14 protein-coding genes are annotated in these 25203 nt (G+C 66.4%); 3 read left to right on the top strand and 11 right to left on the bottom strand.

The genetic code is table 11. The features are described from left to right. Window positions 1–234 precede the first annotated feature (234 nt). The 6 genes from ACI48D_RS05405 to ACI48D_RS05430 all read right to left on the bottom strand — a co-directional run bounded on the left by ACI48D_RS05405 (window position 235) and on the right by ACI48D_RS05430 (window position 6388). Window positions 235–1287, bottom strand: coding sequence for a glucokinase (locus ACI48D_RS05405; protein ID WP_435570183.1), 1053 nt, complete (start codon window positions 1285–1287; stop codon window positions 235–237). A gap of 146 nt (window positions 1288–1433) precedes the next feature. Then, entirely contained in the window at window positions 1434–2387 is a 954-nt protein-coding gene (locus ACI48D_RS05410) for a DedA family protein/thiosulfate sulfurtransferase GlpE (protein ID WP_435570184.1), read from the bottom strand. Window positions 2388–2524: 137 nt separating this feature from the next. Then, complete coding sequence (locus ACI48D_RS05415) at window positions 2525–4207, bottom strand: ABC transporter ATP-binding protein (RefSeq protein WP_435570185.1); 1683 nt, start codon at window positions 4205–4207, stop codon at window positions 2525–2527. A 7-nt stretch (window positions 4208–4214) separates the two neighbouring features. Further along, window positions 4215–5231: an ABC transporter permease gene (locus ACI48D_RS05420; protein WP_435570186.1), complete on the bottom strand. Its 1017-nt coding sequence runs from the start codon at window positions 5229–5231 to the stop codon at window positions 4215–4217. Continuing rightward, window positions 5228–6166 carry an ABC transporter permease gene (locus ACI48D_RS05425; protein WP_435570187.1) on the bottom strand — a complete coding sequence of 313 codons (939 nt, stop codon included), beginning with the start codon at window positions 6164–6166 and terminating at the stop codon, window positions 5228–5230. Before ACI48D_RS05425 ends, ACI48D_RS05420 begins: the two co-directional genes overlap by 4 nt. Before the next feature lie 60 nt (window positions 6167–6226). After that, window positions 6227–6388, bottom strand: a complete 162-nt coding sequence (locus tag ACI48D_RS05430) for a hypothetical protein (RefSeq protein WP_435570188.1) — start codon at window positions 6386–6388, stop codon at window positions 6227–6229. Window positions 6389–6695: 307 nt separating this feature from the next. On the opposite strand from ACI48D_RS05430, the gene ACI48D_RS05435 reads away from it, so the two are divergent. Continuing rightward, entirely contained in the window at window positions 6696–9611 is a 2916-nt protein-coding gene (locus ACI48D_RS05435) for a TonB-dependent receptor plug domain-containing protein (RefSeq protein WP_435570189.1), read from the top strand. A 60-nt stretch (window positions 9612–9671) separates the two neighbouring features. On the opposite strand, the gene ACI48D_RS05440 is transcribed toward ACI48D_RS05435, so the two are convergent. Further along, on the bottom strand, window positions 9672–10955 hold the full coding sequence (locus ACI48D_RS05440; protein WP_435570190.1) for an aspartyl/asparaginyl beta-hydroxylase domain-containing protein: 1284 nt from the start codon (window positions 10953–10955) through the stop codon (window positions 9672–9674). A 328-nt stretch (window positions 10956–11283) separates the two neighbouring features. Between ACI48D_RS05440 and ACI48D_RS05445 the strand changes: the two genes are divergently transcribed. Beyond that, complete coding sequence (locus ACI48D_RS05445; RefSeq protein ID WP_435570191.1) at window positions 11284–14058, top strand: TonB-dependent receptor; 2775 nt, start codon at window positions 11284–11286, stop codon at window positions 14056–14058. Window positions 14059–14131: 73 nt separating this feature from the next. Here ACI48D_RS05445 and aroG read toward each other — a convergent pair whose 3' ends face one another. Continuing rightward, window positions 14132–15190: a 3-deoxy-7-phosphoheptulonate synthase AroG gene (gene aroG, locus ACI48D_RS05450; protein WP_435570192.1), complete on the bottom strand. Its 1059-nt coding sequence runs from the start codon at window positions 15188–15190 to the stop codon at window positions 14132–14134. Between the two features lie 424 nt (window positions 15191–15614). Between aroG and ACI48D_RS05455 the strand changes: the two genes are divergently transcribed. Next, complete coding sequence (locus ACI48D_RS05455; RefSeq protein ID WP_435570193.1) at window positions 15615–18470, top strand: TonB-dependent receptor; 2856 nt, start codon at window positions 15615–15617, stop codon at window positions 18468–18470. Window positions 18471–18536: 66 nt separating this feature from the next. On the opposite strand, the gene tldD is transcribed toward ACI48D_RS05455, so the two are convergent. From tldD to ACI48D_RS05470, 3 genes are read right to left on the bottom strand one after another with little or no spacing between them, the layout of a single operon-like run. Next, entirely contained in the window at window positions 18537–19997 is a 1461-nt protein-coding gene (gene tldD / locus ACI48D_RS05460; protein WP_435570194.1) for a metalloprotease TldD, read from the bottom strand. Window positions 19998–20049: 52 nt separating this feature from the next. Then, window positions 20050–20853, bottom strand: coding sequence for a carbon-nitrogen hydrolase family protein (locus tag ACI48D_RS05465; protein WP_435570195.1), 804 nt, complete (start codon window positions 20851–20853; stop codon window positions 20050–20052). Beyond that, the gene (locus ACI48D_RS05470) at window positions 20853–25154 is read right to left on the bottom strand and encodes a YhdP family protein (protein WP_435570196.1); all 4302 of its coding nucleotides are present in this window, start codon (window positions 25152–25154) and stop codon (window positions 20853–20855) included. Before ACI48D_RS05470 ends, ACI48D_RS05465 begins: the two co-directional genes overlap by 1 nt. Window positions 25155–25203: the final 49 nt, after the last annotated feature.

Raw genomic sequence — 25203 nt, forward strand, 5'->3', positions numbered from 1 at the left:
CCACGCGGCAGCCCGCCGGAAAGCGGACTGCAATGGTTGAATTTCAGAAGAAACGGGGCTGCTGGCGCAGGAAGAAACCAGGCTGTGGAGGCGAGGCTCCGGGCGTGCCAGGCAAGCGAACGACATCGTTTCTACCAATTGGCGGCCATTGTACCCGATAAAACCCGGAAAGGGACATGCTATGCACATGCGGACGCGCGCGCCCCGCCCGGCGCGGCGCCGGGCTGCGTCCGCTCAAACGCCGAGCCGCTCGGCCAGGATCGCGGAAACTCCCAGGAAGGCCGGGTAGTCGGCCGTGATCACATAAGTCGGCACCGCCGCCAGGTAAGCCGCGAAACGGCCCTTCTGCTCGAAGCGGCGGCGGAAGCACGAGCGCTCGAAACGCTCGCCCAGGCGCGGCACGATGCCGCCGCCGATGTACACCCCGCCCTGGGAGCCGAGCGTGACGGCAAGGTTGCCTGCCACCGTGCCCAGCATGCCGCAGAAGGTTTCGACCACCTCGTCGCACAGCGCGCATTCGCCGGCCAGGGCGCGGCGCGAGATCTCCGGCGCATCCAGCGCCTCACCGCCAAGGCCGCGGACATCCGCCAGCGCGCGGTAGATCAACTCGACGCCTGCGCCCGACAGCAGGCGCTCGGCCGACACGTGCTCGAATTCGCGCCAGGCGTACTGCAGGATCGCGACCTCGGTCTGGTTGGCCGGCGAAAAGCTCACGTGGCCGCCTTCGCTGCGCAGCGCGGTCCAGCTTTTGCCGTCCGGTGCCGGGATCAGCCCGGACACGCCCAGCCCGGTGCCGGCGCCCAGCAGGCCGATCGGCGCACCGGCGACCGCCGCGCCCCCGCCGACCTGGACCTTGTCGCCGTCAAGCAGCCAGGGCAGCGCCATCGCCAGCGCCTCAAAATCGTTGACCACGACAAAGGTATCGAAGCCGCACTCGCGGCGCAGCGCTTCGATCGAGAACTCCCAGTGGTGATTGGTCATCCGCACCATGTCGCCCATCACCGGATTGGCGATCGCGATCGCCGCATGGCGCACCGTGCCCGTGCCGGCCATCGCTTCGGCCACGCCAGGCAGCGCCAGGTAGGCGCGCAGGGCGTCCGCCAGGGTCGGGTAGCCGGCGCAGGCCAGCACTTCGATATGGGCGATCCGGCCCGGCCCCAGCTCCAGCGCGAAGCGCGCGTTGGTGCCGCCGATGTCGGCGAGCAGGCGCGGGCTGGCGTGTTCCGCCGTCGCATTCGAGGAGGCGTAGGTCGGCTGGAGAGCGATGGATGCGGGTGCGACGGTCATGGCATGGAATCGAAAACAGATTCCAGAAGCTTAAGGATTTCTTGGCTTCAGCGCAAGCGTTTATTGTAGTTTAGGTACAGGACCCGTTTTTTATCTAGGAATCTCTCTAAAATTCTCCAAAACAAGCGAGTAGTCGAGCTACCAATTCAGCCAGCCTTGGACCTGAGCCCGGCGTCCGTGCGGCCGTCCGCGCAATGCGCGTTCCAGGCGTCGAGGCCGCCGCGCAGCGGACGGGCGCGGTGGAAACCGTTGGCGATGAAGGTCTGCGCGACCTGGGCCGCGGTGATGTCGTTCGGGCAGGTGCAATAGACCACGATGTTGCGCTCGCGGTCGAGGGTGGCCATCAGGCGTTCCGGCGTGGCGTCGCCATAGATGAGGGCGCCGGGGATGCCGGCTTCCATCTGGCGCGCGGTGAGGCTGCGGGCATCGACGATCAGCGGATCGTGGCCGGCTTCGAGCAAGGATGTCAGCTCATCGGCGCTGATGCGCGGCAACTCGGCGGCGCCGAGGTTACGGCGGCGCTCGATGTACTTGAGCAGGACGAACAGGGCCAGCAGCGCGCCGACCACCATCAGCGCGGTGCTGCCCAGGGCTTCGAACCAGCCGATCACGTCGTCGACGCTGCCGTGGAACCAGGCGCCCAGGCCCATGCCGACGCCGCTCCACAGCAGGCCGCCCGCCACCGACAGCCAGATGAAGCCTTGCGTGCTGGTGCCCATCGCGCCGGCCAGCGGCGGCGCGATGGTATTGAAGCCGGGGATGAACTTGGCGACCACCAGCGACTTGGCGCCCCAGCGGCTGAAGTTGTCCTCGGTCTGGCTGACGCAGGAATCGGGCGACAGTGAAATCCTGCACAGCAGGCGCAGGACGCGCTTGCCGTAGTAGCGGCCGGCGCGGAACCAGAAATAATCGCTGATCAGGCAGGCCACGATGCTGGCCGCCAGATACAAGGGCCAGGGAGCATGCTGGTCGACCGTCAGCGCGCCCGCGATGATCAGCACGGGAAATGCGGGAATCGGCAGGCCGATCTGTTCGAGCAGCACGGTGCCGAACACGATCAGCACGCCGTACGTATGTATCAGGTGGGAGAGCTGGGCCATGCCGGTATGGTATCGGAAACGGCAGACCCGCACGGGCTTGACTAACAACAAACCGGGGTCAGACTCCCGATTTTGGAAAGAGCCAACGGAACATTTCCAAAATTCGGAGTCTGACCCCGGTTTGATGCTGATTCAGCTTAGGCGCCGCGCGGGATGGCGGCCAATAGCGCCTGGGTGTAGGGGTGTTGCGGGTTGCGGTACAGCTCGTCCGAATCCGCCATCTCGACCACGCTGCCATGGTGCATCACCATCACGCGGTCGGAGATGTACTTCACCACCGACAGGTCGTGCGAGATGAAGATGTAGCTCATCTTGTACTCGTCCTGCAGGTCCTGCAGCAGGTTCAGCACCTGGGCCTGGACCGAGACGTCCAGCGCCGACACCGACTCGTCGCAGACCAGAATCTCCGGCTTCATCGTCAGGCAGCGCGCGATCGCGATGCGCTGGCGCTGGCCGCCGGAGAATTCGTGCGGATAGCGGTGGAAGGCCTGCTCCGGCAGCCCGACGCGTTTCAATAAATAGTGCGCATGCTGCGTGCGCTCGGCATCGTTGGCGCCGATGCGGTGGATGCGCATCGGTTCCAGCAAAATCTGGCCGACCGTGAAGCGCGGGTTCAGCGACGCGTACGGGTTCTGGAAGATGATCTGGATGCGCCGTTTATAGGCCTGGTACTCGCGGTCGCTCATCGCCAGCAGGTCGCGGCCCTCGAACATGGCACGGCCGCCGGTGGCGCGGTGCAGGCGCAGCAGGGTCAGGCCGACCGTGGTCTTGCCGGAACCGGATTCGCCCACCACGCCCAGCGTCTTGCCGCGCGGGAGCGTGAACGACACGTCCTTCACGGCCTTGAACTCGCGCTTGCCGAACAGGCCTTCGCGCAGCCAGAAACTCTTCTGCAGGCCTTCGACCACCAGCACCTTGTCGTCGCCGGGCGCATACCCGCGCGAGCGCTGCGGCAGCTCGGCATCCGCGGTAAAACGTCCGCTCAGGTAATCGTCGATGACGGGCAGCCGGACCGGCCGCTGGTCCAGCTTCGGGCGGCAATGCAGCAGCGCGCGCGTATAGGCATCCACCGGCGCGTGCAGGACTTGCGCAGCCGAACCCTCTTCCCTCACCTCGCCGTGGCGCATCACGATCACGCGGTCGGCAATTTCCCCCACCAGGCCGAGGTCGTGGGTGATGAACAGCACCGACATCTGGTGCTTCTTCTGGAGCCGCGCGATCAGCTCCATGATCTGCTTCTGGATCGTCACGTCCAGCGCCGTGGTCGGTTCGTCGGCGATGAGGAGCCTCGGCTCGCAGGCGATCGCCATCGCGATCATCACGCGCTGCTGCTGGCCGCCCGACATCTGGCTCGGGTAGGCGTCGATCTTGTCGGCCGGATCGGGGATGCCGACTTCCTCCAGCAGCGCGAGCGTGCGGGCGCGCGCCTGGCGCTTGTTCATGCCCAGGTGCTGGCGCAGCACTTCGCCGATCTGGAAGCCGACCGTGAACACCGGGTTCAGCGAGGACATCGGCTCCTGGAAGATCATCGCGATGTCCTTGCCGCACAGTTTGCGGCGCTCCTCGACGGACTGCCCGAGCAGCTCGCGGCCGTCGAAGCGGATCGACGAGCCCTCGCGGATGATGGTGGTCTCCCGCGGCAGCAGGCCCATCACCGCCAGCGAGCTGACCGACTTGCCGCTGCCGGATTCGCCCACCAGGGCCACGGTCGCGTTCTTCGGCAGGCTGAAGGAAATCCCCTTGAGCGCTTCGAAAGTGTTCTTTTTATCGATGCGGAAGGAGACCCGCAGATCGCGGACTTCAAGTAAAGGCTGGGTCATATAAAACTCACTTCAGTTTCGGATCCAGCGCATCGCGCAGCGCGTCGGCAAACAGCGAGAACGCCGTCACCAGGATCGCCATGGCGCTGGCCGCCGCCGCCAGCTGCCACCACTTGCCCAGGATGAGTTCATTCTGCGCCTCGTTCAGCATGCTGCCCCAGGACACGACGCCCACCGGCACGCCGAAGCCCAGGAAGGATAGGATGACTTCGGCCTTGATGAAGCCGACCACCAGGATCGACATCTGCACCAGCGCCACGTGCGAGACGTTCGGCAGGATGTGCGAGAACATGCGGCGCCAGCCGGATGCGCCGATGGCGTCGGCCGCCATCACGTATTCGCGTGCCTTGTGCTTGATGTACTCGGCGCGCATCAGGCGGTAGGGCCCGGTCCAGCCGGTCAGGCCCAGGATCAGCACGATGGTCAGCACGCCCCTGGTCTGCAGCACCGCCGCCACCGTCAGGATCATCAGGATCGACGGAATCGAGGTAAAGATGCTGTAGAACCAGTTGAACAGGTCGTCCACCTTGCCGCCGTAGAAGCCGGAGACGGCGCCGAACAGCGTGCCCAGGGCCACCGCCACCAGGGCCGCGACCAGGCCGACCACGATCGAGGTCTGGCCGCCCTTGATGGTCTTCTTGAGGACGTCATGACCCCATTTGTCGGCGCCGAACGGCAGCGTGGCGGCCTTGACGGCCTGCGTCGCCCGCCCTTTGCGGGCCAGTTCGGCCTTCAGCGCATCGATGTCGGCCGCCAGCGGATCGAAGGCGTTCGGCGGCGCCGGCGCTGCGGGGCGCGCCAGCGCCGCCAAGGAAGGATCGGGGCCCATCAAGGTCGGCGGCGCATAGTTCACCGCCACCTCGTCTTCCCAGTCGCCGGCAATCAGGCCGGCGCCGGAGAGCAGCACCGACAGCAGGAACAGCAGCACCACCGCCAGCGATGCCATCGCGACGCGGTCGGCGCGCAGGCGCCGCCAGGCGAGCGCCCACAGGCCGGGCGAGACAGCTTGATTCATTTGCCTCATTTCAGCTGAACCCTCGGGTCCACCGCCTGGTACATCAGGTCGGCCAGCAGGTTGAACACCATGGTGGCGGCGGCCACGTAGACCGTGATCGCCTTGATCACCGGGAAGTCGCTGCGCTCGACCGCCAGGATCACCTCGCGCCCGATGCCCGGGATGCCGAAGAAGCGCTCGAGCAGGAAGGCGCCGATCAGCAGGGCCGGCAGGTTCCCCATGACGTAGGTGATGATCGGGATGGCGGCGTTGCGCAGCACGTGGACCCAGACGATGCGGCGCTCGGACAGGCCCTTGGCGCGCGCGGTGCGCACGTAGTCCTGGCCCACCTCGTCCAGCACGAAGCTGCGGAACAGGCGCAGGGTCGGCGCCACCGAGACCGTCAGGCCGATCAGGATCGGCAGCGTGGCGTAACGTAGCAGGTTTTCCAGGAAATGGTCGCCCCAGCCCTGCACCGGGAACAGCCCGAGCTTGTAGGCCAGCCCGTACTGAAACACGATGATGTAGACCAGGATCGAGATCGACATGCCGACCGTGCAGGCAAGCATCACCAGGCGGTCGGTCAGCGAGCCACGCACGAACGCGATGGCCAGCGCCAGCGCGATCCCGATCAGCGTCTCCAGCACGGTGAGCGGCACCAGCACCGTCAGCGAAGGGCCGAGCCGGGTCGAGAGGATGTGCGAGACCGGCTCGCCGGTGCTCCAGGCGTTACCGAAGTCGAAGCTCAGGATCTGTTTGACGAAGATGCCGAGCTGCACGTACCAGGGCTGGTCCAGCCCGAGCTGGGTGCGGATGCTGGCGATCGCCTGCGCATCCGCCATCTTCCCGGCCAGCAGGTAGGAGGGATCGCCGCCTACCCAGTTGAACAGCACGAAGACCAGCACCACGACGCCCGCCATGGTAGGCAGCATCTGCCAGAGGCGGCGAAGGATATAAGCAAACATCGGATTTCTGGTGATTCTCAGGGGCAAAACGAAACTATAGACCAGTTTCGAAGCCTTGCCTCATGAAATATTCGATGCGGGGGCCGGGCGATCCGCGCTTTCCGCCGGCAGCGGCGTCTTGCCATGAATACGATTTTTTTGCAAGTGCGCGCCGCCACCAAAACCTGCCTTGCTTCGCTCGGCAAGCATTGACACCAATATTCTTCCGGGCAAAAGCGACATGTATGTACATATTTTCCGAAAATACAAAATAATGTTTTACGTATTTTCTAAGCAATAAAACAATCACTCTTTTTATCGAAAAAACGCCAAACAAACCTCATGTCGTTGTATTTACACAAGAATTGTTTTTCCGTATTGACATTACTAATTGTCAATGTTTCCATTGAAAAGCTACCAGCAGGCTTTCCCAAAAAAGTAGCGAAAATCACAACAATCCACCGGGTACGGCCGCACGAGGGGCGTGTCCGGGCAAAGAGGAACGACAACAATGATGGCGGAAAAAGTACTATCTCGATCAGTCCGTTTGATGTTCGCAGGCAGCATGGCGCTGAGTGCGACCGTCGCGACCGCGCAGGACGGCGCGGCCCCGGCCCAGGACACCACGGCCACCGGCACGATGCAGCGCGTCGAAGTGACCGGTTCGCGCATCCCGATGGCCGCACTGGAAGGCACCAGCCCGGTGACGGTGCTGGGCTCGAAGGACATCAAGACCGATGGCGTGCGCAACGTCGAGAGCCTGCTGAACAACCTGCCGCAGGTGTTCGCCGCGCAAACCGGTAACGTGGTCAACGGTGCGACCGGCACCGCGACCGTCGACCTGCGTGGCCTCGGCTCGAACCGCACCCTGGTGCTGGTCAACGGCAAGCGCCTGCCGCAAGGCAGCCCGAGCTCGACCGCAGCCGACCTGAACCAGGTTCCCGCTGCCCTGATCAAGCGCGTCGAAGTGCTGACCGGCGGTGCCGGCGCGGTGTACGGCGCCGACGCGGTCGCGGGCGTAGTCAACTTCATCATGAACGACCAGTTCCAGGGCGTACAGATCGACGCCAACGCCAGCGGCTACAGCCACCACCAGCAGAATTCCGGCGGCGTTGCCGACCTGGTACGCGCGCGCGCGGCCACCAACCCGAACGAATTCAAGCTGCCCGGCGACACCCACTTCGACGGCCGTTCGAAGGACGTCAGCCTGCTGATGGGCGGTAACTTCGACGGCGGCAAGGGCAACGCCACCGTGTTCTTCAGCTACAAGCGCGACGACGCGCTGCTGCAGTCGCAGCGCGATTTCACCGCCTGCTCGCTGTCCTCGAGCGCGACCGGTTTCGCCTGCGGCGGCTCCAGCACCAACGCGACCGGCCGCTTCACCAACACCAAGACCAACAAGATCTACACCGTCACCGATGCCGCCGGCACCCCGCGCGCCTACAGCACCGCCACCGATGCCTACAACTTCGGCCCGCTGAACCACCTGCAGCGTCCGGACGAACGCTACGGCGCCGCCGCTTCCGCGCACTTCGACCTGAGCGACAACGCGCGCCTGTACACCGACATCGCCTTCCACGACGACCGTACCGATGCCCAGATCGCACCGGGCGGCCTGTTCGGCGACGTCTACACCATCCGCGGCGACAACCCGCTGCTCTCGCCGGCCTGGAAGACCGCGCTCGGCCTGGCCAAGCCGACCGACAGCACCGACGTCGTGATCCAGCGCCGCAACGTCGAAGGCGGCGGCCGCGATTCCGTGTTCCAGAACACCTCGTTCCGCTCGATCGTCGGCGTCAAGGGCGAAGTGGGCAAGTGGAACTACGACGTGTTCGCCCAGGTCGCCAAGGTGCGCGGCACCAGCAGCCAGGACAACTACTTCTCGACCGAGCGCGGCAAGCGCGCGATGGACGTGGTGAACCAGAACGGCAAGGCGGTCTGCGCCTCGGTCGTCAACGGCACCGACCCGAACTGCGTCCCGTACAACCCATGGAAAGCCGGCGGCGTGACGCCGGAACAGCTGGCCTACCTGCAGATTCCGGGCACGACCACGGGCTTCACCTCGCAGCAGATCCAGGGCGCCAACATTTCCTCGGACCTGGGCGAATACGGCCTGAAGATGCCGACCGCAAAGAGCGGCGTCGGCGTCTCGTTCGGCGTGGAACGCCGCACCGAGACCCTGCAGCTCGACCCGGACGCGCCGTCGGCCGCCGGCGACCTGTCCGGCACGGGCGGCCCGACCACCCCGGTCAAGGGCTCGTACACCGTCAAGGATGCGTTCGGCGAATTCCGCGCGCCGCTGGTCGAAGGCATGCCTTTCGCCGAACTGCTGTCCGTGAACGGCAGCTTCCGTCACAGCAATATCAATACCGGCACCAGGGCCAACACCTACGGCGTCGGCATCGAATGGTCGCCGGTATCGATGGCCCGCCTGCGCGCCAGCTACCAGAAGGCGGTGCGCGCGCCGAACGTGGTCGAACTGTTCTCGCCGGCCGGCCTGAACCTGTACGACAACGACGCCGACCCATGCGCCGGCACTGCCGCCGAGATCGCGGCCCGCGGCGTGACCCAGGCCATGTGCGCCCGTACCGGCGTCAGCGCAGCCCAGTTCGGCACCATCCAGGACAGCCCGGCCGGCCAGTACAACTACCTGCAAGGCGGTAACCCGAAGCTGAAGCCGGAACAGTCGAAGTCGACCACCTTCGGCCTGGTCCTGACCCCGATGCGCAGCCTGGCCGTGACCATCGACTACTTCAACATCAAGGTCGAAGACACCATCAGCTCGGTCGGCCCCACCACCACGCTCGAGAAATGCCTGAACACCGGCGATGCGCGCTTCTGCTCGCAGATCACGCGTGATGCCCTGGGCACCCTGTGGCTGCTGCCGACCGCCCGCATCGTCGCCACCAACACCAACATCGGCTCGATCAAGACCTCCGGCATCGACCTCGGCGTCAACTACGGTTACAGGCTGGGCGACATGGGCAGCCTCGGCGTGGCGATGAACGGCACCTGGCTGAAGAACTTCAGCGTGGAAGAACTGCCGGGCGAAGGCAGCTACGACTGCGCTGGCCTGTACAACGGTTCGGGCAAGTGCGGCCAGCCGCGTCCGACCTGGCGCCACAAGCTGCGCGTCAACTGGAACACGCCGTGGTCGGTGGACGTGGCCGCGACCTGGCGCTATTTCAAGGACGTGGACATCGAAACCTCGAGCAACCAGGACCTGCTGAAAGGCAGCTTCAACGCCGTGGACCGTCACCTGCCGTCGATGAGCTACCTGGACCTGGCTGCGATCTGGAGCATCACCAAGAAGATCAGCCTGACTGCCGGCATCAACAACCTGCTCGACAAGGACCCGCCGCTGACCTCGAAGTACGGCACCGGTTCGGGTAACGGCAATACCTTCCCGTCGATGTACGACGCACTGGGACGCAAGATGTTCCTGAACCTGACCGCCAAGTTCTAACCGGCAAACAGGTTGATGCAGTACTAACGGCGAGCTTCGGCTCGCCGTTTTTCATGGCGACTACAGCCCGAACCCGCCCTCGCCCTGCGAGAACGCGTCGATGCCCCGGCTCATGGCCGTGATCAGCGCGCGCTCGGCCTGGCTCAGGTGCGGGTGCCAGATATCGAAGATCAGCACGACACGCAACTGCGCGCTGTCGTTCCAGGCCTCGTGCTCGATGGTGTCGTCGAAGACCCAGGCCTTGCCCGGCACCCATTCGCGGGTGTCGTTGCCGACCCGGAAACCGCAGCCCGGCGGCACGATCAGCGGCAGGTGCGTCACCAGGCGCGCGTTGGAGGCCCCCACATGCGGAGGAATCCGGGTGTGCGGCTTGAGTAGGGAAAACATGGCGCTCGGCGTGCGGCCCGGCTGGTCCGGCATGGGCACCCCCGCCAGCGCGGCCATCGTGACGGGGCAGCGCCCGGCGTTGGCCGGCACCGGCACGCCGCCGCGGTACAGGTGCAGGGCGCTCCAGCGCAGGGAGTTGTTCAGCTCGGCCCACTGGTTGAGCGGCTGGTCCGCGCCGTAGGTCAGGTAGGGGGTGAAGCCCTCCTCGCCGGCGAGCACCTGCAGGAACTCGGCACGGATCGCATCGGTCTGCGCTTCGACGGCGTCGAGCCAGGGAAAGTCGGCGCGCTCGAAAAAGCTGAGCGGCGCCAATCCCGGGTAATGGTAGAGCATCGATTGCGAGTCGTAGCGCTTCTTGCGGCCGAACATGATGTCGACCGACTCGCGGAAGCGCCCCACCCCGGCACCTTCGACCTCGCTGAAATAGGGTGCCAGATAGCTGTCGAGGAAGGCGCCGAAGCGGGCGTCGTAGTCTTCCTTGTAGGCGCGTGCGCGCGCCACGCTCGGACGCAGTTCCGGCTTGAGCTGGTCCATCGGCGGGGCCACGCCGGCGGCGGCACCGTAGGCTGCTGCCGCTGCATGGGTCTTGCCCTGGCGCTCGAGCAGGCCGGCGCGCAACAGCAGGCCCAGCAAGTCGCTGGGCGCCACCGTCAGCGCACCCCGGATCGCCCGCTCCTCGCCGGCTTCATCCTGCAGGCCGAGGCACACTACGGCCAGGTTGATCCATTGCTGCTGGTCGCTGCCGTCCACTGCGACCAGCCGCTCGAACAAGCTGCGCGCCTGCACCAGGTCGCCGCTGCGGAATGCGCGCTGCGCCAGCGCCTGCAAGGCGTTCGGATGGTCCGGGGCGCGCTGCAGGACGGCTTCCCACAACTGTCCTGCCCGGCCGTCGTCGCCGCGTCGCAGCGCACCCAGTACTTCGCCTTCGAGCGCGGCGATCTCATCATGGTATGACATGTGCAATGGACCCTTTCGTAAATACGTGTACGGCATTCTGGCCCCAATGCTCATGCGTTGGCAAGTTGCATCCCGGCGACGCCTACCCTCAACACTCCTTATTAGCAAGTCTTAATGTGTTGTATGGACGCAATATCACACGCGTATGCATATTGACTATCGGCTGAGATAGGTGGTTTGATGCACAAGTTTGAAAAAAATTCTCTATTTTTTCAAAACTGCGAATAGCTACATCAAGCAATTCACTTTTCTGGCATGTATGTATGTGAAGTCGGCCAATCTCGCGCATATACATATGGTCACCATCAGATCATTTCTTGGAGTCGAAATGCATAAGAAAAAAGCAATAACCCAGGCAGTTTCCTTCGCCCTCGCCTACGCGGCGCTGGGTGGCGCCGCCATGGCGCAGGACAGCTCGTCCACGCCGATGCAGCGCGTGGAAGTCACGGGCTCGAGCATCAAGCGCGCCACCGCCGAGACCGCCTCGCCGGTGCAAGTGGTCACCCGCGAAGACCTGGCCAAGTCGGGCAAGGGCACCGTCGCCGAATACCTGCAGACCCTGACCGCCGACGGCGCAGGCTCGCTGCCGACCGGCTTCGGCAACGGCTTCGCCGCCGGCTCGACCGCGATCTCGCTGCGCGGCCTGGGTGCGACCTCGACCCTGGTGCTGCTGAACGGCCGCCGCATGGCACCGTTCGCGCGCGCCGACGACGGCCAGAAGAGCTTCACCGACCTGTCGACCGTGCCGATGGAAGCCGTCGAGCGCATCGAGATCCTGAAGGACGGCGCTTCCTCCACCTACGGCGCGGACGCGATCGCCGGCGTGGTCAACATCATCCTGCGCAAGGACTTCACCGGCCTGACCCTCAAGGCCGAAGGCGGCGAATCGCGCTACCGCGATGGCGAAATGGGCAAGGCCTCCATGACCTGGGGCAAGGGCAACCTCGACAATGACGGCTTCAACGTCATGACCAACTTCGAGGTCTACACCAACCACGAGCTGAAGAACAAGGCCCGCGCCGATCGCGAATGGATCGGCCATGGCGACATCCGTCCGTGGGGCTACGCCGCCAACAGCCAGTTCGCCGGCGGCTACATCACCCCGGGCGCAGCCAGCCCGTCTCCGGCCGGCGCCCTGCGCGATCCGAAGACCAACAACTATGTCGGCCTGAGCGGCTGCTCGCAGTTCTCGCCGGTGGTCGCCCAGGATCCGGCCGGCGGCTGCCTGTGGTACCAGGACCAGTTCCGCTCGATGCAGCCGCAGATCGACGGCTACAACCTGTATGCGCGCGGCACCAAGAACCTGGACGGCGGCCTGCAACTGTACGCGGAAGCCGGCTACTCCAGCCGCAACACCTCGTTCACGCTGACCCCGCCGTCGACCAGCTCGACCGTCGCCTTCCCGCCGAACGCCAACAGCCCGACCGGCGTGATCTCGTACGGCAACACGATCCTGATGTCGGCCAAGCACCCGCAGAACCCGTACGGCGCCGACGTGCGCCTGCGCTACTCGATGTTCGACGTCGGCCCCAGCACCCGCTCGGTCGACAACTCGTTCAGCCGCTTCGTGATCGGCATCAAGGGTCAGAAATTCGGCTGGGACTTCGACACCGCCTTGCTGCACTCGAAGTCCGAGCTGGGCCTCAACTACAGCAACATGATCAACATGAAGGTGCTGCAGGCCGCCCTGGGCAACCCGGCCAGCCAGTACTTCCCGTACTACATCGGCACCCAGGCCAGCAAGAACCCGGCCTCGCTGTACGCCGCGATGGTGACCAACGCCACCTCGGAATCGACCACCCAGCTCGACATCGTCGACTTCAAGGCTTCGCGCGAGCTGATGCAGCTGCCGGGCGGCGCCCTGGGCCTGGCGTTCGGCGCCGAACACCGCCGCGAGAAGCTGGACAACCCGTCGCTGTCGGGCACTGCGGACGGCTCGATCAACGCCTCCTACGTGGCCGCCAAAGGTGACCAGAACATCTCGGCAGTCTTCCTCGAAGTCGCGGCGCCGGTGATCAAGACCGTCGAACTGACCGGTGCGGTGCGCTACGACAAGTACAAGAACTTCTCGTCGACCACGCCGAAAGTCGGCGTCAAGTGGACCCCGCTGAAGACCTTCGCCCTGCGCGGCACCTACTCGGAAGGCTTCCGCGCGCCGGGTCCGGCCGAAGCGGGCGTCGAATCGCAGAGCACCGGCAGCTCGTCGGTGCGCGATCCGGTCCGTTGCCCGGGCGGCGTGCCGGCAGCCGGCGGCGCCACTCAGGCCGACTGCGCGATCTCGATCGGCGCGGTCAAGGTCGGCAACCCGAATCTGCAGCCGGAAACCTCGAAGGGCTACACCCTGGGCATGGTCTGGGATCCGCTGGCCAACACCAGCCTCTCGCTGGACGCCTTCAAGATCCGCCGTGAAAACGAGATCAACCCGCTGTCCTACGTCGAAGCAGCCGCCCTGCCGAGCGCGATCCGCAACGACAACAACCTGGTCGTGAACGGCGTCGCGATCCCGAACACCGGCACCCTGCTGCTGTCGAACGCTCCGTACCAGAACTCGAGCTTCACCGAGATCAAGGGCGTGGACCTGGACATCAAGCAGCGCATGCGCCTGGGCGACTACGGCCGCGCCACCGTCGGCCTGACCTGGACCCACATCGCATCGTGGGTTCGCGCCGAGAAGAGCGGTACCCGCTACCAGTACGCCGGCACCCACGGCAACTGCGACACCTCGAACTGCGCCGGCACCCCGAAGGACAAGCTCAGCGCGACCGCTTCGTGGGATTACAGCAACAAGTTCAACGTGACCGCGACGGCCAACTACCGCGCCGACATGCAGAACGTGTACTTCGCCGGCGACAAGTGCGCCAACAGCTTCGCGAACGGCTCGCCGGCTCCGGGCAACTGCCGCCTGGCCTCGTTCACCACGGTCGACCTGTCGGCACGCTACAACGTGAACAGCCACCTGCAGATCTACGGCTCGATCCAGAACCTGTTCGACAAGGTCGCGCCGCTCGATCCGCTGACCTACGGCGGCATGAGCTTCAACCCGATGGATGGCAGCGGCGCCATCGGCCGCTACTTCAAGGTCGGCCTGCGCTACTCCATGTAAGCGACTGCTCCCGGCTGCTCCGGCGGCCGGGTCCGCAAAGCAAAACGGCGAACCTCGGTTCGCCGTTTTTTTATTACTCTTCCCGCAAACGCCGCTGGCGCACCGCCTGCGCCAGCCCTTCCAGCACGCCGACGCTGGTCTCCCAGTCGATGCAGCCGTCGGTGACCGACTGGCCATAGACCAGCTCCTTGCCCGGCACCAGGTCCTGGCGCCCGCCCACCAGGTGCGATTCGACCATCACGCCGACGATGCGGGTATCCCCTTGCGCGATCTGGCCCCCGATGTCGGCGCACACCGGCACCTGGTTCTGCGGATTCTTGCTGGAATTGGCGTGCGAGGCATCGATCATCAGGCGGCTGGCCAGGCCGTTCGCGGCCAGCTGGCGGCAGGCTTCCTCGACGCTGGCGGCGTCGTAGTTCGGGGCTTTGCCGCCGCGCAGGATGATGTGGCAATCCTCGTTGCCGGCGGTCGACACGATCGCCGAATGCCCGCCCTTGGTCACGGACAGGAAGTGGTGCGGCTGCGAGGATGCCTTGATGGCGTCGGCCGCGATCTTGATGTTGCCGTCGGTGCCGTTCTTGAAACCGACCGGGCACGACAGGCCGGAGGCCAGCTCGCGGTGCACCTGCGATTCGGTGGTCCGCGCACCGATCGCGCCCCAGCTGACCAGGTCGGCGATGTACTGCGGGCTGATCACGTCGAGGAACTCGGTGCCGGCCGGCAGCCCCAGCTCGTTGACGTCGCGCAGCAGCTCGCGCGCCATGCGCAGGCCGTCGTTGATGCGGAAGCTGTTGTCCATGTAGGGGTCGTTGATCAGGCCCTTCCAGCCCACCGTGGTGCGCGGCTTCTCGAAATACACGCGCATCACGATCTCCAGCTCGCCCTTCAGCCGCTCGCGCTGTTCCGCCAGCCGGCGCGCGTACTCCATCGCCGCCTTCGGGTCGTGGATCGAGCACGGTCCGATCACCACCATCAGGCGGTCGTCCTGGCCGTGCAGGATGCGGTGCAGCGCCACGCGCGCCGAAGCCGCGGTGTGCTCGGCCGCCGGGGTCACCGGAAACTCGCGGATCAGGTGCGATGGCGGTGTCAGTTCCTTCATTTCGCGGATGCGTAGATCGTCGGTGCGGGGCATTGCTGTTCTCCGTTTCGTCAATGTAAAAAAAAACCGCCATCGCTGGCGGTTTTTCTGGAATCTTGTGTCGGACTACGTTCTGCTGTCGCGTGAACCTGCCGCTACTCCACCGCCGTCGGGCTGGAATGGCTAAACCAAAAATAAAAGGTAAAGAAGGCAGTGTGGCGCATGTGTCGTCCAGAGGGTTCAACTGACTATAACAACAATATATGAGCATTGGCAAGCTGTTTATCCGTCGCGTGCGGCCCTCATTACTGGCAATCGGTTGCGGGAAGCCGACACCCAGCATGGATGAACCGAGCACGGTTGAGAGATGTCAGTCGCACCGGGAAGTCCAGTGCAAGAGTCGCAACAAGCCCCGGCCGACTTGCGCCCCGTGCGAGCTGGGCAGGGAACCCCTCACTTGCTACCTGGAGTCTGGAAAATGACTGAAACCCCGATATCCCGATCGATCCGCCGCCTGTTCGCAGGCGGTGGCGCCGCCGGCCTGGCGCTGCTGGCGCTGCCGGCCGCGCTGCCGTCGGCCGCGCTGGCCCAGGAAGCCGCGCCCAAGCCGATCCAGCGCGTCGAAATCACGGGCTCGAACATCCGCCGCTCGGAAGCCGAGACCGCGTCATCGGTCATTACCGTGAACCGGGCCGACATCGAACGGTCCGGCAAGAACACCGTGGCCGAGCTGCTGCAGACCCTGGCGGTCGACAACCAGGGCTCGGTGCCGACCACCTTCGGCAACGGCTTCGCCGCGGGCGCTTCCGGCATCTCGCTGCGCGGCCTGGGCGCGGCCTCGACCCTGGTGCTGCTGAACGGCCGCCGCATGGCGCCCTATGGCCTGGCGGACGACGGCCAGAAGCAGTTTTCCGACCTCAACATCATCCCGACCGACGCCGTCGACCGCATCGAGGTGCTGAAGGACGGCGCCTCGGCCATCTACGGTTCCGACGCCATCGCCGGGGTGGTCAACATCATCCTGCGCAAGGACTACCAGGGCAACACGGTACGGTTCTCGCGCGGCGCCACCCAGGACTGGGACGGCAAGCAGACCAACGTCGCCTTCACCAAGGGCATCGGCAACCTCGACACCGACCGCTACAACTTCCTGTTCAGCCTCGAATACAAGAAGCTCGACGAGATCTGGTACCGCGACCGTTCCGACCGCGACTGGATCGGCCGGGTCGACCTGCGGCCCTGGGGTTATTCGTCGCAACAGGCGCTGGGCGGGACCGGCGCCATCATCCCCGGCAGCGGCAGCGCCGGCAGTGCCATCAACGGCAACGTGCGTCCGGTCGGCTCGACCGGCAATTTCGTCAACCGCGGCACCCTGATCCCGGGCGCGGCCTGCTCGAACTTCACCACGCACCCGCAGGGCGACCCCGGCGGCGGCTGCCTGATCGATGCCCCGCAACTCTACAGCCAGGCCATTCCGAAGCAGGAAAACCTGAGCTTCTTTGCGCGCGGCACCTTCCAGCTTACACCCGACATCCAGGCCTACAGCGAACTGAACTACTACACCAGCCAGACCAGCACCTCGACCACGCCGTCCACGGTCAGCGGCTCGGTCGGTTTTCCGGGCGGCCCGGTCAACAACGGCATCGTCCGGCTCGGCCCGACGCATCCGGACAACCCCTTCCCCGGCACCCCGGCCACCCTGCGCTATCTGGCGGCCGACGTCGGGCCGCGGACCGCCCGCCTCGACGGCAACTTCATCCGCTGGGTCGGCGGCGCCAAGGGCAGCAACTACGGCTGGGACTGGGACTCGGCGATCCTGTTCTCGCATAACCACATCAACAACATCCAGAACGGCTTCCTGCAGCGCGACGTCGCCTTCGCCCTGCTCGACCCGAGCGCGGCCAACGTGGCGGCGGCATTGGCCAACCCCGCCTATGCGGCCCTGCCTCCCGGCACGGTGTGGCGCATCGGCGAGAACGCCCGCCTGAATTCGCCGGCGCTGTATGCGGCGCTGTCGCCAACCATCGGCAACCGCGCGAACACCAAGATGGTGCAGGGCGACGTCAAGGCCACGCGCGAATTCGGCGGCATCCCCTACCTTGCAGGCAATCTCGGTCTGGCGCTGGGCGCCGAGTGGCGCCATGAAGCCACCGAACTGCAGCCGACCAGCGGCACCGAGCGCGGCAATATCATCGGCCTGGGCTATTCGGCCTACGAGGGCGCGCGCAACGTCTTCGCGCTGTACGGCGAGGCGCTGGCGCCGCTGCCCTTCAAGCTGGAGGCTTCGGCGGCGCTGCGCTGGGACCACTTCACCGACGTCGGCAACTCCTATACGCCAAAGGCCGGCCTGAAGTGGACGCCGGTGCGCGAGTTCGCCCTGCGCGGGACCTTCGCGCGCGGCTTCCGTGCACCGAGCTTTGCCGAGAACGGCAGGGGCGGCCTGGCCGCATACTCGACCGCGGCGGACCCGGTGCGTTGCGCACTGGGCATCACCAGCGCCTGCAACCCGGCCTCGGTCGCCCTGATCACCTCGCCCAACCCCGGCCTCGCGCCGGAGCGCTCGCGCAACTACTCGCTGGGCGCGATTTGGGATCCGCTGCCGCGCACCAGCATTTCGGTCGACTACTGGAAGATCAAGCGCAAGAACGAGATCAACCAGGAACAGGTCGCCTCCGCCATTGCCGCCGGCAGCGTGGCGCGCGACCCCACCAACGTCAGCGCCATTCCCGGCGATCCGGGTCCGATCACCGCGGTGCTGACGCGTTACGTGAACTCGAACCAGACCAAGGTGCGTGGCCTCGACGTCGATGCGCGCTACGCCCACCTCCTGCCCGATGACTATGGGATGGCGACCGTCGACATCAAGTACACCCGCCTGTTCGAGTGGCTGCGCACCGAACGGGACGGCACCACCACCGAGTTTGCCGGCACCCACGGCAACTGCGACGTGACGAACTGCACCGGCACGCCGGACAACAAGTTCAACCTGCGCTTCGGCTGGGAACGCAAGGACTGGCGGGTATCGCTCAATGCAAATTTCCGCGGAAAGATCGACAACACCCTGTTCCGCGGCGACGCCTGCGCGGTGACCTTCGACAACGGTGCCAACGCGCCGAACGGCAGCTGCGAACTGCCGTCGTTCACCAGCTGGGACCTGGTGGCCCGCTGGAAACCGCTACCCCAGTGGGAAATCTTCGGTTCGATCCAGAACCTGTTCGACAAGGTCGCACCGCTCGACCCGCTGACCTATGGCGCACAGGCCTACAACCCGCTCGACTTCGAAGGCGCACGGGGACGCCTGTTCACCCTGGGGGCGCGCTATACGTTCCAATGAGCGATCGCAGAAACGAAAATGCCCGCTGCGATGCGGGCATTTCTTGTGCAACAGCGGCCTGGTGAATCAGGCCGTACCGCCCACCGTCACGCCATCGATACGCAGGGTCGGCTGGCCCACGCCCACCGGGACGCTCTGGCCTTCCTTGCCGCACACGCCGACGCCGGAATCCAGGCGCATGTCGTTGCCGATCATCGAGATGCGGTTCATCACGTCCGGGCCGTTGCCGATCAGGGTCGCACCCTTCACCGGATAGCTCACCTTGCCGTCCTCGATCATGTAGGCTTCGCTGGCCGAGAACACGAACTTGCCGTTGGTGATATCGACCTGGCCGCCGCCGAAGTTGACCGCGTACAAGCCGTTCTTCACCGAGGCCAGGATCTCCTGTGGATCCTTGTCGCCGGCCAGCATGTAGGTATTGGTCATGCGCGGCATCGGCAGGTGGGCGAAGGATTCGCGGCGCGCGTTGCCGGTGACCGGCATCTTCATCAGGCGCGCGTTCATCGTGTCCTGGATATAGCCCTTCAGGATGCCGTCCTCGATCAGCGTGGTGCACTGGGTCGGGTTGCCTTCGTCGTCCATGTTGAGCGAACCGCGGCGGTCCTGCAGGGTGCCGTCGTCGACCACGGTCACGCCCTTGGCGGCGACGCGCTGGCCGATCATGCCGGAATACGAGGACGAGCCCTTGCGGTTGAAGTCGCCTTCCAGGCCGTGGCCGACCGCTTCGTGCAGCAGCACGCCGGGCCAGCCCGGGCCGAGCACGACGGTCATCGGACCGGCCGGGGCCGGACGCGCTTCCAGGTTGACCAGGGCCGCCTGCACGGCTTCGCTGGCGTACTGGTCCAGCAGCTCGTCGCTGAAGTAGCCGTAGTCGTAGCGGCCGCCGCCGCCGGACGAGCCCATCTCGCGCCGGCCGTTCTGCTCGGCGATGACGGTGACGGACACGCGCACCAGCGGGCGGATGTCGGCCGCCAGCACGCCGTCGCTGCGCACCACCAGCACCACGTCGTATTCGCCGGCCAGGCCGGCCATCACCTGCACCACGCGCGGGTCCTTGGCGCGCGCCATCTTTTCGACGCGCTCGAGCAGCTTGACCTTGGCGGTGGCGTCGAGCGAATTCAGCGGGTCGTGCGGCAGGTACAGCGAACGGCCGCCGCTCGGCTGGATGCCGCTCGCGACCTTGACGCGGCCGCTGCCGGCGCGCGCGATGGTGCGGGTGGCCGCGGCGGCGTCGAGCAGCGCGGCCTGCGAGATCTCGTCGGAATAGGAAAAGGCGGTCTTGTCGCCGGACACGGCGCGCACGCCAACGCCCTGGTCGATCGAGAAGCTGCCGCTCTTGACGATGCCTTCTTCCAGGCTCCAGCCTTCACTCTTGGTGAACTGGAAATACAGGTCGGCATAGTCGACCTTGTGCGTGAACATCGTTCCGAGCGTAGTGATGAGCTTGCCTTCGTCGAGCCCGAACGGCGTCAACAGCACGTCGCGTGCGACTGCGAGGGAGGAAAGATTCGGTTCGAATGGCTTCATGGGTCAGGTCTTTCTGGTAAGGAGAGGGCATTGTGCCATATCCGCTTTTTTCCTACAGTTTCCGGTGCTTCAGGGCAGGCAGGCTCTGGCGCACTTCGGCCAGGACCGCCGTGTCGATCTCGCCGCAGACCACGCCTTCTCCCTCGGGCAACTGGCCGAGCACCTCGCCCCACGGGCCGATCATCATGCTGTGGCCGAAGGTGCGGCGGCCGTTGCGGTGGGTGCCGCCCTGGGCCGAGGCCAGCACGTAGCACTGGTTCTCGATGGCGCGCGCGCGCAGCAGCACCTCCCAGTGCGCCAGGCCGGTGGTGTGGGTGAAGGCGGCCGGCACCACGATCAGGGCTACTTCCCCCATCGCCCGGTACAGTTCCGGAAAGCGCAGGTCGTAGCACACCGACAGGCCGACCCTGCCGAATGGCGCCTCGAAGCTGCCGACCGCCTCGCCCGGCACGATGGTGCGCGCCTCGTCGTAGCTTTCGCTGCCGCGGGTGAAGCCGAACAGGTGGATCTTGTCGTAGCGGCTGGCCGGCTGCCCTTCTGGATCGTAGACCAGGGTGGTGTTGAGCACCCGCCCGGCCTCGCCGGATGCCAGCGGCAGGGTGCCGCCGATCAGCCAGAAGCCGTGCTCGCGCGCCTGCGCCGCCATGAACTCCTGGATCGGCCCGTCGCCCGGCCGTTCGGCATGGCCGACCTTGTCGGTATCCGACATGCCCATGATGGGCCAGTATTCCGGCAGGGTGACCAGCCTGGCGCCCTTGCCTGCCGCTTCCGCCAGCAGGCGGCGCGCGGTGTCCAGGTTTTCCTCGACCTTCGGGGTCGACACCATCTGCACTGCTGCGATTGTCGTCTTGCTCATCATTGGCCTTTCTTCTTGGCGGGTTGCGGCGCCGTTGCGCCATTGCCGGCGGCATTCGCCGCCGCCGTCGCCGCGGCATTCGCCGCCTGGCTGTCCAGCTTGACCACGTTCGGCGACTTCCACGGCCCGGTCACCTGCATGTGGTAGGTCAGCGCCTTCATCACCGGCGCCCGCAGGAACAATTGCGCCAGGTAGCTGCCGATGCCGATGACCGGGTTGACCGCCAGCGCGTACACCAGCGGGCCGGTGCCCAGGTTGAATTCCGGGATCACCACCACGTGCAGGTTGGTCGATTCGTTGGCGATGTCGGCAGTGCCGTCCATCAGCACCGTGGCGGCCACCCCATGCATTTTAAGGTTATCCGTGTGCACCACCCCGCGCGAAATCATGGCGTTGGCGGTGATGCCGTCGAAGGCCAGGCCTTCCGAGAACACGTCGTGGAAGTCGAGCTTGAGCATGCGCGGCAGCATCTGCAGGCTCAGCACGCCCAGCAGCTTGGCCGCGCCCGGGTCCTTCTTGAGGAACTGGCCGTCCTCGACGTTCATCTGCACCTGGCCGGACAGGCTCGGAATGTCGAGCGAATACGGCAGCCCGGCCCAGGAGAGGTCGCCCGACAGCGAACCCTTGCCGCGGCGCAGGGTGCCCGGGAAGCCGAGGCGGTCGAGCAGGCGGCCGGCGTCGCCGATGTCGAGGTTGAAGTTCAGTGCGGTATTGCTCCTGCCGTCGCGCGTGAGCCAGCGCCCGTTCGCCTTCAGCTGGCCGTCCGGGTTGGTGATGGCCAGGCGCTCGATGCGCCATTCGCCGCCCGCCAGCGCCTGGGCATTGCTGGCCACCAGTTCGAGGCGGCCGAACTGCTTGTCGAACAGCTCGAAGCGCTCGGCCACGATGTCCAGGCCGGGAATGCCGGCGCCGGGCGTCTTGCCCGATTCCAGCAGCTCCTTCACTTCCTTGGCCGAGGACTCCGGGATGTCCAGCGAGGCCAGGCGCGCCGTCACCTTGCCCATGCCCTGTCCATTCTGGGCTTCGTTCCAGGTGACCCAGCCGGTAACCTGGCGCGAATCGACGCTGGCCTGCCACACGCCCGGCTGGTGCGACGCGCCCAGCACCACATCGTGCAGGGTGCGCTCGCCGATCACCAGCTCGCCGGCGCGCGCGCCGATCAGGTCCGGCATCACGTACTGGGCCATGCCGCCGCCCTGCCCCGCGTCCGCCGCGGCCGGGGTCGTGCCTTGGACCGTTCCTTCGGCGGGGCCGGCGATCTCGGTGGCGGCCGCCAGCCAGCGGTCGACGTTCACCGACTTCATGTCCACGTTGATCATCATGCCGCTGTCCGGTTCCGGTGCCGGCACGTTCACGCCGATGCCGCCGCGCTTGACGATCCACGGGCCGCGCGGCTGGCGTTCGCGCACGTAGCGCGCCGCCACCCCATTGCCGAGGCCGAGCCGGATCTCGTCGTGCGCCACGCCATCATCCCCGGTCGGCTGGCCGTTCAGGGTGAAGTGCAGCGGCAGCACGTCGGCGGCGGGCTTGTTCAGCGGCGCCGGCAGCTCGACGCCGAGGCCGGCCAGGTTCGAGTCGAGCACGATCTGGGTCTGGCGGTCCTTCACCGTCACCGAGCCGCCGAAGCGTGCTCCGCCGGACAGCTTGCCGGCCAGGCGCTGCAGGGCCGGCAGCGAGCCCGTTGCGCGCATGCCGTCGGCGGTGGCGGTGCCGGCCATGCGGATCACGATGACGCCGTCGCGCTGGGTGCCGCCCGACAGCTGCAGCGGCCCGCCCAGGAAGCTGGCGCCGATGCCGTTCAGGTTCACGCCATGTTCGGAGAACTCGATCTTGCCGAGCGCGGCCTGGATCGGCGGCAGTTCCGGGAACAGCGTCACGTCATTGCTCTGCAGCTGCAGCGCGCCCTGGACCTTGGTCTCGTGCAGGTTCGCCAGCGGCAGGCGCAGCTTCAATCCCAGGCGCGCATTGCCGGTGGCTTTGCTGTCTTCCGTGAAATGGCCGATCCATTCCAGCACCGGGCTGGCCGCCACGTAGCGCAGGAATTCCTGCAGCTGGCCGCTTGCGGCGCCGTCGATGTCGAGGATGGAGTCGCGCGCGCCCAGCTCCGGGATCACGGCGCTCACGTTGTTCAGGCCCAGGCCGAGGGTGCGGGCGGTGTCGGCATGGATTTCCATGCGCGCGCGGTCGAACACGATGGCGCCGTTGATGTTCTCGGCCAACGGCCACAGCGGCGACTTGCCATCCGGCGTGCGGTGCCCCGGGGCATAGTCGAGCTTGCCGTTGTCGATGCGGCCGCTGACGTGGAATTCGCCGCGCGCGCGCTCCGCGGCATTGCCGGCGTGGAAAGGGAAATGCGCCAGCTCGCCGCGCAGGCGAACTCTGGCGTCGCGCAGGGTGCCACCCTGCAGCGCGCCGGTCAGCCACTCGCGCAGGCCTTCGTGCGTGACCAGCGGCAGCCAGCGCCCGATGGTGGCGATGTCGAAACCGTCGATGGTCGCCGTGAAGTCGGCGCTGCCCGGGCCCTTGACCCCGCTTCTACCCTCGCTCAGCGGCAGCAGGTGCTTGCCCGACAGCGTGCCCTTCAAGCGGCCCTGGGTGAACTCGAAGCCGTCGACCTCGACCAGCAACTGGTCGTCCTGCGGATACGACCAGCGCGCGCGCAGGCCCAGCTGGTCGAACGGCAGGTCCGGTTCCGCGAACCAGGCCGGCAGCGCCAGCGCCATGCGTTCCGAGGCGATGTTCAGGCTGCCGCCGCGGTCGCTGGCGTCGATGCTGCCGCTCAGGTTGCGCACGCCCGGCAGCGCCGCCCGGCCCGGCTTGGCCGCCAGCGAATTGATGCCCAAACGGTCGGCCTGGCCACGCACGCGCCAGCTGCCCAGCTCCGGCAGGCGGCCTTCCCACTCGGCGTCGACGTCGAGCAGGCGGCCGCGCGGCGCCAGCTCGGCCAGCAGCTCGCGCTGTTGCGGCGCCAGCGGCATCTGGGCTGCCAGTGCGGCCAGCGCGCCCAGGTCGACCTGCTCGGCGCGCAGCTTGACATGTTCGGGCTTGCCGGCCGCCGCCGGGCGCCAGGTTTCGCTCAGCGTGCTAGGGGGAAGCACCACGCCGTCGTGGGTCACGACCGCGAAGTTTTCGATGCCGATGCTATGGCCGAGCGCGCCGAAGGTCGGCTTGCCTTCGTGGTCCCCCGGCTTGATTTCCTCGCGCGCCGACAGGCGCCCCGACACGCGCGTCAGCAGCAGCGGCGCGGCGTCCGGCGCCAGGCGGGCGCTGACCCCGGCGAGGCCGAGGTCGGCGGTAAAGCCGGCCAGGCGGGCCTGGTCGAAGCTGAGCCAGGCGCGCACGGAACCGCGTCCCGCTTCGACCTTGAACGGATAGTCGATGTACTGCTTCCAGCTGGCCAGGTCGGTATTGCGCAGGTCGGCATACAGCTCGCCCTTCCAGCGGCTGGCATCCGAGGCCCTGGCGCCGAAGGCCGGGTGGCTGAAGCGGGCACGGACGTCGAGCGGGGCCGAGACGCCAAGCGGCGGGCTGGCCTTGAGGGCGAAGCGGTGCGTGGTCCAGCGGTTCTCGAGCGCCATCGTGACGTTCGACAGTTCCAGCACCGGCGCCGCGCGCAGCTGGTCGGTCCAGGACAGCCGGCCTTCGCGGATCACGATCTCGCGCTGGCGCAGCAGCCAGTCGGCGCCGCCGCCGTTGCCCTCTTCCTTGCGGTTCGGATCGATGCGCACCCCGGCCACCCAGAACACGCCATCGGGGGTGCGCCGCACGTCGAGTTCCGGACGGTTGATTTCGAGGCTGTCGAAACGCGGCTCGGCGGCGACGATGGACCACCAGGACAGGGTGGCCGAGACCGACGGCAGGGCCAGCAGCTGGCGCCCATCGCGGTCGCGCAGGCGCACGTCGCCCAGGAACAGGTTCGGATGCAGGCCGCGCCAGGAGGCATACACGCGCGAGATCGTGACCTGGTTGCCGAGCACGCGGCTGGCGGCGCGTTCGATGTCGGGCTTGTACAGGTCGATGTTCGGCAGGACCGCCCAGCGCAGCGCCAGGAACAGCAGCATGAAGATGAAATAGGCGAGCAGGACCGCCTTCAGCGTGAAGCCGAGCACATGGTGCGACGCCAGGTTGGCATAGCGGTAGGCCGCGCGCAGCCGGCGCCAGCGTTCGGCCAGCGGCAGGTGCGCATGGGCGCCGTGCGGCTCGGCCGGCTGTGGCTGCGCAGGGGCAGGCGCGACAGGCGGCGTATCCGCCGCGTGCCGGTCTTGGTCCCCTCGTTCGGCCTGCTGTTCCGGGTTGTGCATCAGGATGCTAATAAATAAAGGCTCGCCGTAATTGTTTATCAATAAGAGA

It is taken from the genome of Massilia sp. LXY-6, from assembly GCF_051233485.1.
GTDB lineage: Bacteria > Pseudomonadota > Gammaproteobacteria > Burkholderiales > Burkholderiaceae_D > Telluria.

Excerpts from the sequence above, each read along its gene's own strand:
- ACI48D_RS05405 (WP_435570183.1), bottom strand. The coding sequence starts at position 1,287 with ATGACCGTCGCACCCGCATCCATCGCTCTCCAGCCGACCTACGCCTCC.
- ACI48D_RS05410 (WP_435570184.1), bottom strand. The coding sequence starts at position 2,387 with ATGGCCCAGCTCTCCCACCTGATACATACGTACGGCGTGCTGATCGTG.
- ACI48D_RS05415 (WP_435570185.1), bottom strand. The coding sequence starts at position 4,207 with ATGACCCAGCCTTTACTTGAAGTCCGCGATCTGCGGGTCTCCTTCCGC.
- ACI48D_RS05420 (WP_435570186.1), bottom strand. The coding sequence starts at position 5,231 with ATGAGGCAAATGAATCAAGCTGTCTCGCCCGGCCTGTGGGCGCTCGCC.
- ACI48D_RS05425 (WP_435570187.1), bottom strand. The coding sequence starts at position 6,166 with ATGTTTGCTTATATCCTTCGCCGCCTCTGGCAGATGCTGCCTACCATG.
- ACI48D_RS05430 (WP_435570188.1), bottom strand. The coding sequence starts at position 6,388 with ATGTCGCTTTTGCCCGGAAGAATATTGGTGTCAATGCTTGCCGAGCGA.
- ACI48D_RS05435 (WP_435570189.1), top strand. The coding sequence starts at position 6,696 with ATGTTCGCAGGCAGCATGGCGCTGAGTGCGACCGTCGCGACCGCGCAG.
- ACI48D_RS05440 (WP_435570190.1), bottom strand. The coding sequence starts at position 10,955 with ATGTCATACCATGATGAGATCGCCGCGCTCGAAGGCGAAGTACTGGGT.
- ACI48D_RS05445 (WP_435570191.1), top strand. The coding sequence starts at position 11,284 with ATGCATAAGAAAAAAGCAATAACCCAGGCAGTTTCCTTCGCCCTCGCC.
- aroG (WP_435570192.1), bottom strand. The coding sequence starts at position 15,190 with ATGCCCCGCACCGACGATCTACGCATCCGCGAAATGAAGGAACTGACA.
- ACI48D_RS05455 (WP_435570193.1), top strand. The coding sequence starts at position 15,615 with ATGACTGAAACCCCGATATCCCGATCGATCCGCCGCCTGTTCGCAGGC.
- tldD (WP_435570194.1), bottom strand. The coding sequence starts at position 19,997 with ATGAAGCCATTCGAACCGAATCTTTCCTCCCTCGCAGTCGCACGCGAC.
- ACI48D_RS05465 (WP_435570195.1), bottom strand. The coding sequence starts at position 20,853 with ATGAGCAAGACGACAATCGCAGCAGTGCAGATGGTGTCGACCCCGAAG.
- ACI48D_RS05470 (WP_435570196.1), bottom strand. The coding sequence starts at position 25,154 with ATGCACAACCCGGAACAGCAGGCCGAACGAGGGGACCAAGACCGGCAC.